This is a genomic window from Micromonospora sediminicola (assembly GCF_900089585.1).
Taxonomy (GTDB): Bacteria; Actinomycetota; Actinomycetes; order Mycobacteriales; family Micromonosporaceae; genus Micromonospora; species Micromonospora sediminicola.
The window spans coordinates 588083-602500 of record NZ_FLRH01000003.1; the positions used below are offsets into that span (position 1 = coordinate 588083).

The 14418-nt window shown below is 72.6% G+C and carries 12 protein-coding genes; 4 read left to right on the plus strand and 8 right to left on the minus strand.

Annotated elements, in window-relative coordinates; genetic code table 11:
• Positions 1-119: 119 nt before the first annotated feature.
• The 3 genes from GA0070622_RS03250 to GA0070622_RS32365 are packed head-to-tail and all read right to left on the minus strand — an operon-like array spanning position 120 to position 3407.
• Positions 120-926 carry an AAC(3) family N-acetyltransferase gene (locus tag GA0070622_RS03250; RefSeq protein ID WP_091576818.1) on the minus strand — a complete coding sequence of 269 codons (807 nt, stop codon included), beginning with the start codon at positions 924-926 and terminating at the stop codon, positions 120-122.
• Positions 923-3226, minus strand: coding sequence for an FxsB family cyclophane-forming radical SAM/SPASM peptide maturase (locus GA0070622_RS03255; protein WP_091568301.1), 2304 nt, complete (start codon positions 3224-3226; stop codon positions 923-925). The genes GA0070622_RS03250 and GA0070622_RS03255 overlap by 4 nt, the downstream gene beginning before the upstream one ends.
• Before the next feature lie 7 nt (positions 3227-3233).
• Positions 3234-3407 carry a hypothetical protein gene (locus tag GA0070622_RS32365; RefSeq protein WP_176558965.1) on the minus strand — a complete coding sequence of 58 codons (174 nt, stop codon included), beginning with the start codon at positions 3405-3407 and terminating at the stop codon, positions 3234-3236.
• 503 nt (positions 3408-3910) lie between these two features.
• Here GA0070622_RS32365 and GA0070622_RS03260 point away from each other — a divergent pair.
• Both GA0070622_RS03260 and GA0070622_RS03265 read left to right on the plus strand, forming a co-directional pair.
• Positions 3911-5434 (plus strand): non-reducing end alpha-L-arabinofuranosidase family hydrolase, encoded by a 1524-nt coding sequence (locus GA0070622_RS03260; RefSeq protein WP_091568306.1) that lies wholly within the window; start codon positions 3911-3913, stop codon positions 5432-5434.
• A gap of 166 nt (positions 5435-5600) precedes the next feature.
• Positions 5601-5894, plus strand: a complete 294-nt coding sequence (locus GA0070622_RS03265) for a DUF4287 domain-containing protein (protein WP_091568309.1) — start codon at positions 5601-5603, stop codon at positions 5892-5894.
• A gap of 284 nt (positions 5895-6178) precedes the next feature.
• Here the strand turns inward: GA0070622_RS03265 and GA0070622_RS03270 are convergent, their stop codons facing one another.
• The 5 genes from GA0070622_RS03270 to GA0070622_RS03285 form a co-directional block, all read right to left on the minus strand.
• Positions 6179-8779, minus strand: coding sequence for a cellulase family glycosylhydrolase (locus GA0070622_RS03270; protein ID WP_091568313.1), 2601 nt, complete (start codon positions 8777-8779; stop codon positions 6179-6181).
• Positions 8780-9019: 240 nt separating this feature from the next.
• A complete protein-coding gene (gene argS / locus GA0070622_RS03275) occupies positions 9020-10738 on the minus strand; it encodes an arginine--tRNA ligase (RefSeq protein WP_091576820.1) in 1719 nt (572 codons plus the stop codon).
• Between the two features lie 267 nt (positions 10739-11005).
• Entirely contained in the window at positions 11006-12064 is a 1059-nt protein-coding gene (gene trpS, locus GA0070622_RS03280) for a tryptophan--tRNA ligase (RefSeq protein WP_091568316.1), read from the minus strand.
• Positions 12065-12152: 88 nt separating this feature from the next.
• Positions 12153-12299, minus strand: coding sequence for a hypothetical protein (locus GA0070622_RS32370; RefSeq protein WP_157779165.1), 147 nt, complete (start codon positions 12297-12299; stop codon positions 12153-12155).
• A 49-nt stretch (positions 12300-12348) separates the two neighbouring features.
• Positions 12349-12792: a PRC-barrel domain-containing protein gene (locus GA0070622_RS03285; protein ID WP_091568321.1), complete on the minus strand. Its 444-nt coding sequence runs from the start codon at positions 12790-12792 to the stop codon at positions 12349-12351.
• Between the two features lie 273 nt (positions 12793-13065).
• Here GA0070622_RS03285 and GA0070622_RS03290 point away from each other — a divergent pair, with 273 nt between their 5' ends.
• Positions 13066-13515, plus strand: a complete 450-nt coding sequence (locus tag GA0070622_RS03290; protein WP_091568324.1) for a hypothetical protein — start codon at positions 13066-13068, stop codon at positions 13513-13515.
• Between the two features lie 126 nt (positions 13516-13641).
• Positions 13642-13887, plus strand: a complete 246-nt coding sequence (locus tag GA0070622_RS03295; protein WP_091576822.1) for an SCO4848 family membrane protein — start codon at positions 13642-13644, stop codon at positions 13885-13887.
• Positions 13888-14418: the final 531 nt, after the last annotated feature.

Genomic DNA, 14418 nt, shown 5'->3' on the forward strand with positions numbered 1-14418 from the left:
CCCGTCCAGCGTGGACGGAACCTCCGACCGCCAACCGGTAATGATCACGCGCTGCTCTCCAGTCGACACGTTGTGCGTATCGATCAGAGTAAGAGACGGTGCCCACCGGTGAACAGGCCTCACCGTCCGGCGTGGTGATCCATCCAGCCGACCGCGGTGCGCACCGCCGCCGGCATCGGCAGCAGACGGGCGACTGCGTCCCCGACCTTTCCGTGGCGGGTGAAGTCCGCCCGGTCGAGGTCCTCGCCGATCGCGGTGAACGGGGCCGCGTCCAGGTGCGGGGCGACGAAGTCGAGCCGCTCCCGGCGACCGTCCCGGAGCACGTAGCAGCGGTAGGGGCGGATCATCGGCGGGTGGTGCGAGCGGTACTCGGCCAGGTGCAGGGCGGTGCACGACGACCAGCCGACGCCGAGCAGCAGGATCCGCGCGTCGGCGGCCTCCAGGGCGGCCAACGGGGACCGCTGGCCGAGGTGCGAGTCGAGGTCGTGGACGCGCATCAGCGCCTGCGCCCGGGGACCCCACGCGCTGAACGACGTCTGGGGGTGGCGGCTGCGCACCGCGCCGGGCAGCCGGCGTACGTGTTCGGCGAGCGCGCCCACCCCGAACGACGGTGTGGTGGCCGGGTCGAAGCCGGGCATCCGCTCCTCGTACGCCCGGCGCTCGTCGTCGGTCATCCCGGCGGTCGCGGTGCGGTACGCCGCGCTGCTGACCGAGTTGTCGGGGGTCTGCGCCGGCACCACGACGGTGCCCGCCGGCCCGACGGCCGCCCGGAGCGCCCGGGCCAGGGTGGCCGCGCCACCGGTGACCGGGCCGACGGCGCGCATCGCGCAGTGCACGAGCACGACGTCGCCGGGGCCCAGCCCCAACGCCCGCAGCTCGGCGGTGAGGGTGCCGAGTCGGTGTCCGGTGCGGACGGCGGTGGTCACGACGGCCACCCGGCCACCGCGTGGGCCACCTGCCGGAGCAGCCGGGAACCCACCGGCGTGAGGGCGTCCGCCCGCTCCAGGGCGCCGATGGCCTCGGCCGTCCAGTCCCGGTACCGCCGGTAGACCGCCTGCGCTCCGTCGACCTGGCGGTCGGCCCGGACGCGCCAGATGTCGGCCACCGCAGCGTGCGCGTAGATGCCCTGCAGCACGGCCTCCGGGGGGCGCGGGTCGGGCCGCCAGCCGACCGTGATTCCGGCCGGCCGGGTGCCGTCGACGAGGTCGTAGAGGTCGAGCAGGGCGTTCATCTTGCTGTGCTGGAACTCGTGCACCAGCAGCACCGCCAGCGACCCGGCGTCGGTCTCCGTGGCCGCGACGCCGCCGAACGCCTGCCGCGCGGTCGAGGCCTCGCTCACACCGGCGCCGCTGCGTCGCAACGGCACCAGGGCCCGCAGGCCGGCGCGCAGTTCCTCGGCGTGGCCCGGCGTCTCGTCCCGGACGATCGTCCAGGCGGCGCCGAACGTGGTCGCCCAGTGGGCGGCGGTCGCGTCGTCGAGCCGCCCGGCGGCGGGCAGCCGGTGGCAGTCGCGGTGCGGGTCGCCGTCCTCCAGCAGGACCGTCACGTCGTCCGCGACCAGAGCCCGGGTGGGTTGCCAGCGGGGCTCGTCCCCGGCCGCGTCGACGCGTACCGTCACCGCTCCGGCGGTCACCCGCAGCGACGCGGGGCCGACGTGGACCTCCGCCGCGCCGTCGCCGGCCTCGGGCAGCAGCACGGTGCCGACGGTCGGCAGGTGCAGGCGGCCGGCCCGGACCGGCACGGCGAGCCGGAGCGGGATGCCGGCGTCGCGCGCCACGGCGGCGGCGATCGCGGCCAGGTAGTCGGCGCCGTACCGGGCGCCGGTGCCGGCGCCGGCCAGGCACTCGACCGCCCACGCGCGGACGTACGGGTGGGCGGTGACCCGGGCGACCGACTCCGGCGCGTGCCGGTCGAGGTCGGTCAGGGCCGCCCAGCCGTCCGCTCCCGGACCGGGGCCCGGCAGGCCGGCGGCCACCGCGCCGAGCAGCGCGCGGACGATGGCGGTCTGCGCCTCCACGAGCCGGCGGACGGCGGACCGGTCGCCGGTCGAGGCCGCGAGACGGTCGATCAGGTCGTCGGCCGGGTCGGCGGCCAACGGGGCCGGCGTGGACGCCGGCGGGTTCTCGTTCACGTGCACGATCAGCTCTTTCAGATCGACGCAGTAGACGCTGGGACGGTCGAAGTGCCCGTCGCCGTAGCGGTGGGCGAAGAGGCCCCCACCGCACTGGGCGACCACCGGGCAGCGCCGGCACTCGTCGCTGAGCCCGGCGCGGCCGGTGCGGCGGCGGGCCAGTTCCGGGCTGCCGGCGACGTCGTCGGCCGAGTGCGAGAAGACGGTCATGCCGGTGGCGGGCGCGCCGTCGTACGTGGTCTTGAGCGAGTCCGCCTGCTCCCACTCACCGTCCGTCTCGATCACGGCCAGGTCGACCGGGTCGAGGCCGAGCCACTCGGTGCCGCTGGGACCGCCGCCGGCCGTGGACCGGAGCGAGTCGAAGAGGCGGACCGGGACCGGGCGTCCGTCCGCCCGCCACCGGTCGTAGACCGCGCGGAGCCAGTCGGCGTACGCGGCGCCGCCGCCCGGCCGTGGGGGTGGGCTGTCCCAGGTGGCGTGCGGGAGCAGGAAGTCGATCCGGGGCGGTCCCTCGGCGAGCAGCGACTCGTAGACGGCGAGCGGGTCGTTGCGGACGTCGACCGTGCACAGCAGCCCGGACCAGAGCCGCCGGTAGGCCGGGCGGCGGAGGAGGGCGAGGGCCCGCAGCACCTGGTCGTGGCTGCTGGCGCCGTTGCGAAACCGCCGGTGCCGGTCGTTGGCGGCGCGGTCGCCGTCCAGCGAGACACCGACCGCGACGTCGTACTCGGCGAGCAGGTCGCAGAACCGTTCGGAGAGCAGCACCCCGTTGGTCTGCATGCCGATCCGCAGGTCGGTGACCGGGGCGACGGCGGCCCGGAGGTCGGCGAGGACCCGGCGCAGCCGCTCGGGGCCCAGCAGCAGCGGCTCCCCGCCGTGCAGGATGACCGAGACGCGCGGCAGGTGGTGCGCGGCGGCGTGCTCGGCGATCCGGCCGGCCGCGGCCCGGAGCACCTCGGGCGTCATCCGCGCCGGGCGTCGGCGCCAGCTCTGGTCGGCGTGTTCGTAGACGTAGCAGTGGTCGCACGCCAGATCGCATCTGGAGTGGACCTTCAGCACGAACTCGGTCAGCGCCGCGCGGGCCGGCCCGGGGGACATCGCCGGATCAGATGAACGACGAGAACTTCGCGGCGGGGATCCTGGACTGATCGAGGTGAGCCGCCATGACCCGGCGCACGATCGGCGAGATGTCCGCGGCGGAGAGGCGGTCCAGCGGCTCCGCGCGAACCCTGCCCAGCGACACCGGGGGCTCATCCTGGGGCATGGGTGCGGTTGTCATGAGTCTTCCTTAGGTATTCGTGTGCGCGCCGTGCGGGCACATGAAGCGACGGCCTACCGTAGTGCGTCCATAGGTTGATCACCATCAACCCACCGGTGCGACACGGTCCTCATAAGACTGAGTGCGGCGAGTGTCGGCGGTGGCGTCGTACGTGCGGCGAGGGATCAATATTATGCCCCTTTTTGGGCATCAGGCATGATTCAAAAGTCCAGACTTTTACAGAAATCGGCCACCTGATCGCAACATGTGTGTGTCCGGCTCGCGTCCCTCCGGCCTGGACCGTGAAGACGTTACGTCTTGACGAACAGCGTGTTATCGCTCACAGTCGATGTCATAGGACGGCGACGCCTGTGGCTTACCGGGCAGGCCCTGCTTCGTCGAACCCTGGGTCGGACGTGCCTCACCATGCGTGGTGCCAAGTGTTAGCGCTAACAGGTCCTGACCCACGTCCCGGTCCGTCCGGCCCGGGCGGACCGCACGGCTCTGTTCACCGGAGGAGGATCATGTTCGCCCTCGATAGGTCCCCATCGATCGTGTCGTCGCCCCGACGGCGCAGGTGGCTGCCACGGCTCGTCGCCGCCGGCGTGACGGCGGTGCTGGCGGGTGTCGGCGCCGCGGCGGTGGTGTCGACCCCCGCCGCCGCGGCGACGGTCGACACCAGCGCGTGGTACGTGCTGGTCAACCGCAACAGTGGCAAGGCCCTCGACGTCTACAACCTGGCCACGAACGACGGCGCGCGGATCGTCCAGTGGGCCCGCAACAACGGCAACCAGCAGCAGTGGCAGTTCGTGGACTCGGGTGGCGGCTACTACCGCCTGCGGTCGCGGCTGTCCGGCAAGGTGCTGGACGTCTACAACTTCTCCACCGCCAACGGCGGCAACATCGTGCAGTGGTCCGACGCCAACGGCGTCAACCAGCAGTTCCGGCTCGCCGACTCGGACAGCGGCTACGTCCGGTTGATCAACCGGAACAGCAACAAGGTGGTGGAGGTGCAGGGCGCCTCGACCGCCGACGGCGGCAGCATCGTCCAGTACGACGACTGGAACGGCAGCAACCAGCAGTGGCAGCTCGTCCGCGTCGACGGCGGGGGCAACCCCACCACGCCGCCGCCGAGCGGCGGGTGCAGCCTCCCGTCGAGTTACCGCTGGAGTTCGACCGGTCCGTTGGCGAACCCGCGGTCGGGTTGGGTGTCGTTGAAGGACTTCACGGTCGCTCCGTACAACGGTCGGCATCTGGTCTACGCGACGACGCACGACTACGGGTCGTCGTGGGGGTCGATGAACTTCGGGTTGTTCAGCAACTGGTCGGAGATGGCCTCGGCCAGTCAGAACGCCATGTCGCAGGGCACCGTCGCGCCGACGTTGTTCTACTTCGCCCCGCGCAACATCTGGGTCCTGGCCTACCAGTGGGGTCCGACCGCGTTCTCCTACAAGACCTCGAGCGACCCGACCAACCCCAACGGCTGGTCGTCGGCGCAGCCGCTGTTCACCGGCAGCATCTCCGGCTCCGGCACCGGCCCGATCGACCAGACGCTGATCGCCGACGAGCAGAACATGTACCTGTTCTTCGCCGGTGACAACGGCAAGATCTACCGGGCCAGCATGCCGATCGGGAACTTCCCCGGCAGCTTCGGCTCGACCTACACCACGATCATGAGCGACTCGACGAACAACCTCTTCGAAGCCGTCCAGGTCTACAAACTGCAGGGCCAGACCCGCTACCTGATGATCGTCGAGGCGATCGGGGCGCAGGGCCGCTACTTCCGCTCCTTCACCGCGACCAGCCTCAACGGCTCCTGGACCCCGCAGGCGGCGACCGAGAGCAACCCGTTCGCCGGCAAGGCCAACAGCGGCGCCACCTGGACCAACGACATCAGCCACGGCGAGCTGATCCGTACCAGCGCCGACCAGACCTTCACCGTCGACCCCTGCAACCTGCAACTGCTCTACCAGGGCCGCGCCACCAACTCCGGCGGCGACTACGGCCTGCTGCCCTACCGCCCCGGCCTGCTCACCCTCCAACGCTGACCTACCCGGGAATCGGGAGCCCGACCCGCGCGGACGCGGATCGGGCTCCCGAACCGTTGTCTGTGAGGCAACGGTCATGCTTCCCATCGTCGTTGATCGCCCGGTGCCGCTGACCGAGGCTGGTGGTCGACAACGACGGAGAACGAACGACACCGGGGGCGACCAGATGTCCTTCCAGGCTTACCTCGACACGATCGAGGACCGGACCGGCAAGACCCCGCGCGCCCTGGTCGACGAGGCCAGGCAGCGCGGCTACCACCGCACCGACGTGAAGGCCGGCGTGATCGTCGACTGGCTGAAGGAGGAGTACGGCCTGGGCCGGGGACACGCGATGGCCCTCGTCCACGTGATCAGGAAGGGCCCGACGATCAGCGCCAGGCACGTCGGCTCCACCGGCTCGCACCGCGACGCCACGGACACGTTGTGGCTCGACGGCAGGGCGGCACGGACTTCCGCGTAGGGCCCGGGTGGACGGTCACGGCTAGCGTTCGGCACATGGGAGCGATCAAGCCGCCCTCCCGCGCCATTCGGCCCAGTTCGTCGGTCCGGTGGGTCGAACCGACGTCGACGTCGCCGTCCGGACCGGTGAGGAGGAGGCGCATCGACCGGTCGGCGGCGTACCGCACGCGGCCGTTGATGCTGGGTGTCATCCGTGCGTCTCCTGGGGTCGTGGATCGCCCGCCCACTCTAGTCGGGTGCCGGGACCGGAATCGCCGAAGCGGCTCCGGTCCCGGCACCTCGGCATCACGACGCGTACGCGGCGACGGAGTCGATCCGGAGGCTGCTCGCGCCGGTGGTCCCGCCCGGGTAGAGCGACATCTGCGTGACCGAGCCCAGGTCGAGCGGGCCGGGGGTGGCCCACGGCGGCGGCGCGAAGTCGCCGAACGGCACCTGCACCACCCGCGCCTCGGTCCCGGCGAACGTGAGCGTCTTCTCCCAGTAGAAACCGGACGCCACGAACTGGACGGTCAGCTGCTGCCCGTCCGCGCCCGGCTCGACCCACATCCGCAGCCCGGTGGTGCCGCGCCAGTCCTGCGGCACGGACAGGTTGCGGATGACGCCCGCGTACCCGCTGGCGCCGGGCGTCCAGTCCAGCCGCATGCTGTGCCCGCTGCCCTCCCCGGCCGGGGCCAGCGTCGCGGTGATCGGGTCGCCGCCGGTGTTGCGCGGGTAGTCGGCGGCCAGCGCGGCGTCCGACGGGTAGGTGTCGAAGTCGTCGACGACCACACCGGGCAGGTCGGCGCGGGTGGTGAACGCCGCGGTCGCGGTGGTCGAGCCGTACCCGTTGGTGGCGGTGATCCGCACGTGCAGCGTGGTCCCGGCGGGCCACGCCGTGGTCGGCGTGAATCCGGGGGTACGCAGGCCCGACACCGCCACCAGCGGCGCGCTCAGGTCGGCGTGCGCGGAGACGGTGAGCGAGTAGTACGCGGCACCCGGCGCGGCGGACCAGTCCAGCGCCGCCAGCCGGCTCACCCCGGTCGCGTCCGGCGCCGGCGCGGTCAGCGCGAAAGCGCCCGGCGCGGTGCTGGCCGTCGAGTCGGAGCGGGCGGTCAGCGCCACCGAGGCGACCGCGAAGCGGGCGTCCCGCCCCCACACCACGCGCATCCCGTCCACCCCGCGCAGGCCGGCGACGGAGAGCGCGTACCGGCCGGGGCCGACCCGGTCGATCCGGGGCCGCACCGTACGCCAACCGCTCGTGCCGTCGGCGGACACCTGGAGCACGGCGCGGGGACGCCCGGACGAGGCGACCGTGACCGTGGCCGCGGTCAGGTCCGCGCGCCGGTACCGCAGCTCGCCCGAGCGCCCCCGCCCGGGCGCGACCAGCACGCCGTCGCCGGCCGGCGTGCGGCGCAACGAGTCGCTGTGCCCGGCGCTGACGAACCAGTCCTCCAGCGGGTCGTACACCTGGTCCTGGCTTCCGGTGGTGCCGACCGTCCGGGAAACGGCCAGGGCGGCGCCGGTGGCGTCGACCGCCACCACCCGGTAGGAGACCGGGCCGGTCGGGGTGGTCAGGTCGAACCACGGGGCGTCGTCGGCGCCCACCGGCTCGGTGCCGCTGACCGTGGCCCAGGCCCCGCCCGGACCGCGCCGCTGCACGAGGTAGCCGGTGGCGCCCGCGGTTCCCCGCCAGCGCAGCGTGTTGATGCCGTAGTCGGCGTCGACGGCGGTCAGCAGCGGTCGGTCCCCGGTCACGGCCGGCGCGGGACGGCCCGACATCCGACCGGCGAAGCGGGTCAGGGCGGTGACCGCCGTCCGCATGGCCGGGGTGTCGCCCGGATAGTGCACCGTGAAGCCGTCGCCGTGCGGCACGAAACCGTGGTGGTCGTGGTGGCCGAAGAGCGACCAGAACAGCGCGCCGGTCACGTCCGGGTTGGCCGCCACCTGGTTCAGCAGCTCGTCGGTGGCCTGTCCGGAGCCGAACTCCCCGGCGACGTAGACCTTGCCGGCGGCGGTGGCCGCGGCGGCGTCCGCCGCGATGCCCGCCGCGGTCGGCGGATAGTAGTGCGAGTCGCTGATGTCGACGTGCGGCGAGGCCAGGACGGCGGGGTCGACGCCGTGCTGGCTGCCGGCCGCGACCAGTTGACGCGGGGCGAGCGTCCTGACGTGTCCGGCGAGGTCGTCGACCCAGTCGGCGGTCATCCCGTTGAGTTCGTTGCCCAACTCCCACGCCATGATCGTCGGATCGTCGGTGTACGCCGTGCCGGTGTAGCGGTTCACGTGGGTGAGCAGCGTCCGGACGTACTCCTTGAACGCGGCGCGCGCCGCCGGGTCGGTGTAGAACGCCGCGCCGTCGTCGTCGGTGCTCAGGCCGAGCCAGCGCAGGAAGTCGTACCGGCCGCCGTGGTAGTACTGCCAGTTGTCGGTGAGCGGGACGATCAGCCGCAGGCCCTGCCGGCGTGCCTCGGCGATCGCGTAGTCGATCCGGTCGAACGCCTCCGGGTTGAACTCGCCGAGCGAAGGTTCGAGCGACCGTGGGTGTCCGGTGGAGACGCCGAGGGTGTGGGCGCGGACCACGGTGGCGCCCATCCGCCGGGCCGTGGTGAGCCCGTCGCGGATCCGGAAGTAGGTGGGGTGGTCGACGGCCGGCGGGTCGGCCGGGTCGGTGCCGCCGACGTTCTCGTCCAGGCCCAGCCAGTACATGTTGGGTCCGGCGAACCGGAAGGGCCGCCCGGCGAGGGTCAGCCGGGTGCCGTCGCGGACCACGAACGTGTGGTCGGCGCGTCGGGCCGATTCGTCGGGTGCCTGCTGCCGGGCGCCGGCCCCTGCCGGTGGGGCGGGCAGGGCGGTCGTCGCCAGCGCGGCGAGGACCGCGACGACGACGGTCCGGCGGATGCGCAGTGTCATCGGAAACCTCCGCAGCTGTGCCGCCGGGGCCGGCGGCGACCGAGCGGCGACGGCGTCCGTCGATGTCCGGCCGTCGCCACCGCCCACTGAACCGGTTAAGGTATCGAGCGTCAAGCGCTGGAAACACCGCGTTATTCGAACGTTATCGATGACGTCACGAGCCTGGGCCCGTCCGAGCGCACGCCTGAATCGGTTAACGGGCGGCACCGGCCGTCAGGGTCCGAGCATGAGCGGGCCCGCTCACAACCGCTCCGGGGTGCGGATGCCGAGCAGGTGCAGGCCCTGGTGCAGGACCCGCGCCGTCAGGTCGCACAGCACCAGCCGGCTCTCCCGCACCGGCCCCTCCGCCCGCAGCACCGGGCACCGCTCGTAGAACGCGCTGAACGCGGCGGCGAGCCGGTGCAGGTATGCGGCCAGGTGGTGGAACTCCAGGCTGCCGGCCACCGCGTCGACCACCGCCGCGAACCCGACCAGCTCGACGGCGAGCGCCCGCTCGGCCGGCTCGGCCAGCGAGATCCCCGCGTCCGGACGCGCGGCGACGCCGGCCCGCCGGAAGATCGACCGGATCCGCGAGTACGCGTACTGCAGGTACGGCGCGGTGTTGCCGTCCAACGCCAGCATCCGCTCCCAGTCCAGCACGTAGTCCTTGTGCCGGTCGCCGGACAGGTCCGCGAACTTGATCGCGCCGATGCCGACCGCGCGCCCCACCTCGGCCGCCTCCGCCTCGCCCAGCTCCGGATTGCGCTCGCGGGTCAACGCGGTGGCCCGCTCCACCGCCTCGGTCAGCAGCCCGACCAGCTTCACCGACCCACCGGCCCGGCTGCGCAGCATCCGCCCGTCCGCACCCAGGATTGACCCGAACCCGACGTGCTCGGCCCGCGCCGGCGGGGTCAGCCAGCCGGCCTGCGCGGCGGCCGCGAAGACCATCTCGAAGTGCCGCCGCTGCGGCAGCCCGACCACGTAGAGCAGCCGCGTCGCGCCCAGCGTGCCGGTCCGGTGCCGCAGCGCCGCCAGGTCGGTCGCCGGATAGCCGTACCCGCCGTCGGACTTGCGCACGATCAGCGGCAGCGGCTCGCCGTCACGCCCCACCGAACCCGGCGGGAACACGCACTCCGCGCCGTCGCTGCGCCGCAGCAACCCGAGCCGGTCCAACTCGTCGACGGTGGGCGCGAGCAGATCGTGGTAGCTGCTCTCACCCCGGAAGTCGGCCCGGGACAGGGTCACGTCGAGCAGGTCGTACACGGTCAGGAAGTAGCTCTCGGACTGCGCCACCAGCAGCCGCCACAGCCGGAGCGTGGCGGGGTCGCCGCCCTGCAACGCCACCACCCGCGACCGGGACCGGTCCCGGAACGCCGCGTCGTCGTCGAACTTCCCGCGCGCCGCCGTGTAGAACGCGTCCAGGTCGCCCATCGACAGCTCCTGCGCCGCCTCGGCCTCGCCGAGGTCGACCAGGTGCTCGATCAGCATGCCGAACGGGGTGCCCCAGTCGCCCAGGTGGTTGGCCCGCGACACCCGGTGCCCCAGCCATTCCAGCGTCCGCGCCGCCGCGTCGCCGATCACCGTCGACCGCAGGTGCCCGACGTGCATCTCCTTGGCCACGTTGGGCGCCGAGTAGTCGACCACCACGGTCTCCGGCGCGGCGGCCACCGGCACCCCGAGCCGCGGATCGACCGCGACCGCGGAGACCATCCCGCCGAGCGTCCGGTCGGCCACGGTCAGGTTCAGGAAGCCCGGCCCGGAGACCTCGACCGCCGAACAGAGGTCGGCCAGCTCCGCGCGCTCCCGCACCTCCTCGGCCACCGCCCGCGGCGGCCGGCCGAGCCGCCGGGCCAGGCCCAGGGCCGCGTCGGACTGGAAGTCCGCGTGCTGCGAGCGCCGCACGACCGGGTCCACCGGTACGCCGGCCACCGCCGCGAACGCCGGCGCCAGCCGGTCGGACAACAACTTTTCAAGATCCATCGGTACGCCGATCTCGCTCGGATCCGTCGCGCGGATCACCGGTCGGGACTGCGGCGGAACGAGGACGATCGACGACGACCGGCGGCTCGATCCGCCGGTCGCAGGAGGGGAAGGCTCAGCGCAGGCGGTCGCGGGACCGCCGGCGTCGCAGCGCGCCGAGCCGGACGTCGGAGGACGCCGTCGGGTACGCCTGCGCGCTGGTCATGTCGGCAGCGTAACCGGCCGGTCCGGGGTACGCGCAACCGCGTACCCCGGACCGGCGGGTCGTCAGGCCGGCGTGGCCACGGCCTTGCGGTAGCGCTCGGCCCGTCGCCGCACCTGGGTGTACGCGCCGGTCAGGCCCATCGCCCGGCGGGCCTCGACGAGCGTGCGGCGCACCTCGGCGCGGGTCCGCTCGGTGCCGGCGACGATCAGCTCGTCGACCAGACCGGGCTGCGCCTCGAACCGGGCGCGGCGCTCCCGGATCGGGTCGAGGAACCGGTTGAGCGCGGTCGCCAGGGCCTCCTTGACCTCGACGTCACCGACCCGGCCCGCCCGGTAGCGGGTCCTGAGGTCCTCGACCTGCGCCCGGTCCGGGTTGAAGATGTCGTGGAACTCGAAGACCGGGTTCCCCTCGACCGTCCCGGGCACGTCGGCGCGGACCCGGTTCGGGTCGGTGTACATCCCCATCACCTTGCGGCGCACGGTCGCCGCGTCGTCGGCGAGCCCGATCGCGTTCCCCCTGCTCTTGCTCATCTTCCCGGCGCCGTCGGTGCCGACCAGCGTGGGCGTCTCCGACATGATCAGGTCGGGCACCGGGAAGACCTCGCCGTAGAGGTGGTTGAACCGGCGGGCGATCTCCCGGGTCACCTCGACGTGCGCGGCGTTGTCCCTGCCCACCGGCACGACCTGCCCCTTCACACAGAGGATGTCGGCAGCCTGGAGGACCGGGTAGCCGAGCAGCCCGTACGGCATCTCGTCCTTGCCCGCGTCCCGACTCATCTCCTTCAACGACGGCACCCGCTCCAGCCGGGGCACCGTGATGAGGTTCTGGAAGAGCGTGTTCAGGTCACCGACCTCGGGGATCGCCGACTGGAGATAGAACGTGGCCCGGTCCGGCTCGACACCGGCCGCGAGGATGTCGGTGACCATCTCCCGGGCGTTGTGTGCGACCCGCTCGATGTCGGGGCGGCTGTTGCGGGTGGTGAGCATGTGCAGGTCGGCGATGATGAAGAAGCTCTCGTAGCGCTGGTGCAGCCGCACCCGGTTGGCGATGCTGCCGACGTAGTGGCCGAGGTGCAGCCGCCCGGTCGGGCGGTCGCCGGTGAGCATGCGTGCTGAGGACATGGTGGTACGCCTTTCGTGCCGGTCGCTGGCGGGGACGCGCGGATGCGCGGGCCGACCCGGGTGACCCGGATCGGTGGAGGTGGGCTCGTCAGAGCGAGCGCCGCCATCGCCCGCCGGCGCGGAACCGCAGCCCGCCGGCACGAAGGACGTCGAGGATCTGCTCCCGGCCGTCGTCGGCACGGCGACCCCGGAGACCGACGGGGGTCTCCGGGTCGCAGGTGTTCGACCGGGGCATGTCTGACACGGTAGCGGCTCGCCGGCGCCGCCGGCTGCCCCTCAGGCGGTCAGTGCTGCCGGTAGCTCTCCGTGTAGTAGCTGCCGACCCGGTCCCGGTAGTCGGCCCGGCCGAAGTCGTCCGGGTCGAACGCCGGTGACTCCTTCACCTGATCCCGCGTGCGGTCCACGTGCACCACGCGCTCCAGGTGGTCGACCCGGGCGACGGTGCCCGCCGGCAGCAGCACCTTCTTCCCGAAGATCCAGGGCCCGGTGTCCACCACCAGGTACCGGGCGTCGGCGTCCTCGCTGGCCTCGTCGATCGAGCCGATCCGGCCGTCGGTCGCCTCCACCCGGTAGCCGGTGAGGTCGATCGGCGTGCCCGGACCGGGCGCGTCCGGTCGGTCGTCCGCGTCCCCGGAGCGCTGCTGCGGCACGTCGTCCGGGTCGGTCTGCTGGTAACCCCCGGCGAGAGCGGCGGGATCCCGCCAGGACCACGGGTTGAACGGCTGCATCACGGCACCTCCGGATCGTCGTCTCGGGACTCTCGACGGTGCCCCGCCGACCGCCGCCGGAAACGCGGACGCAATTGGCGAATTCACCTCGCCTCATTTCTGCGAGATAGCTCATAGCCCGTGCCGTATCGTCTCCGCCCCAGCTCAGGGCCGATACGACGGCCGGTCGGCACATCGGCTGACCACCGGTGGTGTGACCGGCGCACATTCGGCGGCGGTCGCCGTGTCGACCATTCTTTGCCCGCATCGGTGGCAGCGAACAAAGGAGTGCAGATGCAACGGCTCATTCGACGCGTCGGCGTCTCGACGGCCGCGGCGGCCGTCCTGGTCGCGCTCACGGGCGCCACCCCGACGTCGCTCCCCGAGGCGCTCTGCGGCCCCGGGTACGCCGCCGTCGACCAGGACCCGATCCACGATGCCGCCACCGGGGAGGCGCTCGGCAGCGTGCACCTGCTGCGCAACCTCCTGACCGGCTACGGCTGCGCGGTCACGGTCAAGTCCGCGTACGCCGGCACGTTCACCGAGACCCGCGTCTACCTCGCTCCGGAACACCTGCCCTTCGTGGTCGACCAGGGCAGCCGCCGCTACGCCGCCGGCCCGGTCCACGGCTACGTCCGCGCCCGGTGCGTCGTCTGGGGCGGCTCGATGACCGACCCGTCGGGAGTGGTCCACCACCACGACCGGGCCAACCCGGCCATCGGTGGCGCGGTCACCTGCTTCTGACGTCTCCGCTCCCGGCCGGTGGGTCGGGCCGTCCGCGCGCCGGCCGTTCCGCTCCTCGGGTCCACTGGCGGGTCGGATCCTCCGGCCCGCCGGCGCCGGGAGCTGCCGCTGGCATACTGGCCGACCATGGTTCTGTCGCGTGGCTGGTCGTTGTTCCTGCTCGGGGTCGGCGGGTGGACCTGGGTGATCTGGCCGAGGTTCGCGGTCGCCATCTGGAACGACCCGCGGGCCTGGTCCGCCGGCGTCGTCGGCGAGGGCGATCCCACCGCCTTCCTCTGGGTGCACGCTCTGCTCATCGCCGCGTCCCTGGCCATCGGTACGACCGTCGGCGTCCTCGGCCTCCGCGCCTGGCTCGCCACCCGCCGCCGCTGACTCCCTCCGCCCGCCTCTCCCGCTCTCCCGGCGTTGACCAAGGAGTTTGCGTCGCTCAGGGACCGTTCTCCTGACCGGAACTCCTTGGTCACCAGGACCGGACGAGGACGCCGAGCGTTCCGGTAGTGGTGCTGAGCTGGGGAGATTTGCGGTCGAAGATGGTGTGACGCGGGACGCTACCCCTGGATTTGACGATCAAACCCGCAGACGCGTAACTTTCTCTCTGCCAGCGCGGAACGGGGCAAACGGGACGAAAGCCCGGGAGTGCCGAACCGAGGTGGTACCGGGTCGGACGGAGGCTCTGCCTCCTGAGGACGCGGTCCGGGCGAGGCCCCGCCGAAACGCCGCAGGGCGGATTTGGCGGAGCGGAACCGACCGGGTAAGGTTGTCGACCGGCAGGGCACCGGGCGAGCTTGCGGGAAACCGCAGCGGCCGGCCTGCCAAATCCGATGATCAAGCGCACGGCTTGCCGCTGCGCGCGGTCAGCGGCGCCAACCCGTACGAAGCATGACAGACCGGGACACACGGTTT

What these genes read in the sequence shown, in the direction of transcription:
- GA0070622_RS03255 (WP_091568301.1), bottom strand. Translation starts at nt 3,226, where the DNA reads ATGTCCCCCGGGCCGGCCCGCGCGGCGCTGACCGAGTTCGTGCTGAAG.
- GA0070622_RS32365 (WP_176558965.1), bottom strand. Translation starts at nt 3,407, where the DNA reads ATGACAACCGCACCCATGCCCCAGGATGAGCCCCCGGTGTCGCTGGGC.
- GA0070622_RS03260 (WP_091568306.1), top strand. Translation starts at nt 3,911, where the DNA reads ATGTTCGCCCTCGATAGGTCCCCATCGATCGTGTCGTCGCCCCGACGG.
- GA0070622_RS03265 (WP_091568309.1), top strand. Translation starts at nt 5,601, where the DNA reads ATGTCCTTCCAGGCTTACCTCGACACGATCGAGGACCGGACCGGCAAG.
- GA0070622_RS03270 (WP_091568313.1), bottom strand. Translation starts at nt 8,779, where the DNA reads ATGACACTGCGCATCCGCCGGACCGTCGTCGTCGCGGTCCTCGCCGCG.
- argS (WP_091576820.1), bottom strand. Translation starts at nt 10,738, where the DNA reads ATGGATCTTGAAAAGTTGTTGTCCGACCGGCTGGCGCCGGCGTTCGCG.
- trpS (WP_091568316.1), bottom strand. Translation starts at nt 12,064, where the DNA reads ATGTCCTCAGCACGCATGCTCACCGGCGACCGCCCGACCGGGCGGCTG.
- GA0070622_RS32370 (WP_157779165.1), bottom strand. Translation starts at nt 12,299, where the DNA reads ATGCCCCGGTCGAACACCTGCGACCCGGAGACCCCCGTCGGTCTCCGG.
- GA0070622_RS03285 (WP_091568321.1), bottom strand. Translation starts at nt 12,792, where the DNA reads ATGCAGCCGTTCAACCCGTGGTCCTGGCGGGATCCCGCCGCTCTCGCC.
- GA0070622_RS03290 (WP_091568324.1), top strand. Translation starts at nt 13,066, where the DNA reads ATGCAACGGCTCATTCGACGCGTCGGCGTCTCGACGGCCGCGGCGGCC.
- GA0070622_RS03295 (WP_091576822.1), top strand. Translation starts at nt 13,642, where the DNA reads ATGGTTCTGTCGCGTGGCTGGTCGTTGTTCCTGCTCGGGGTCGGCGGG.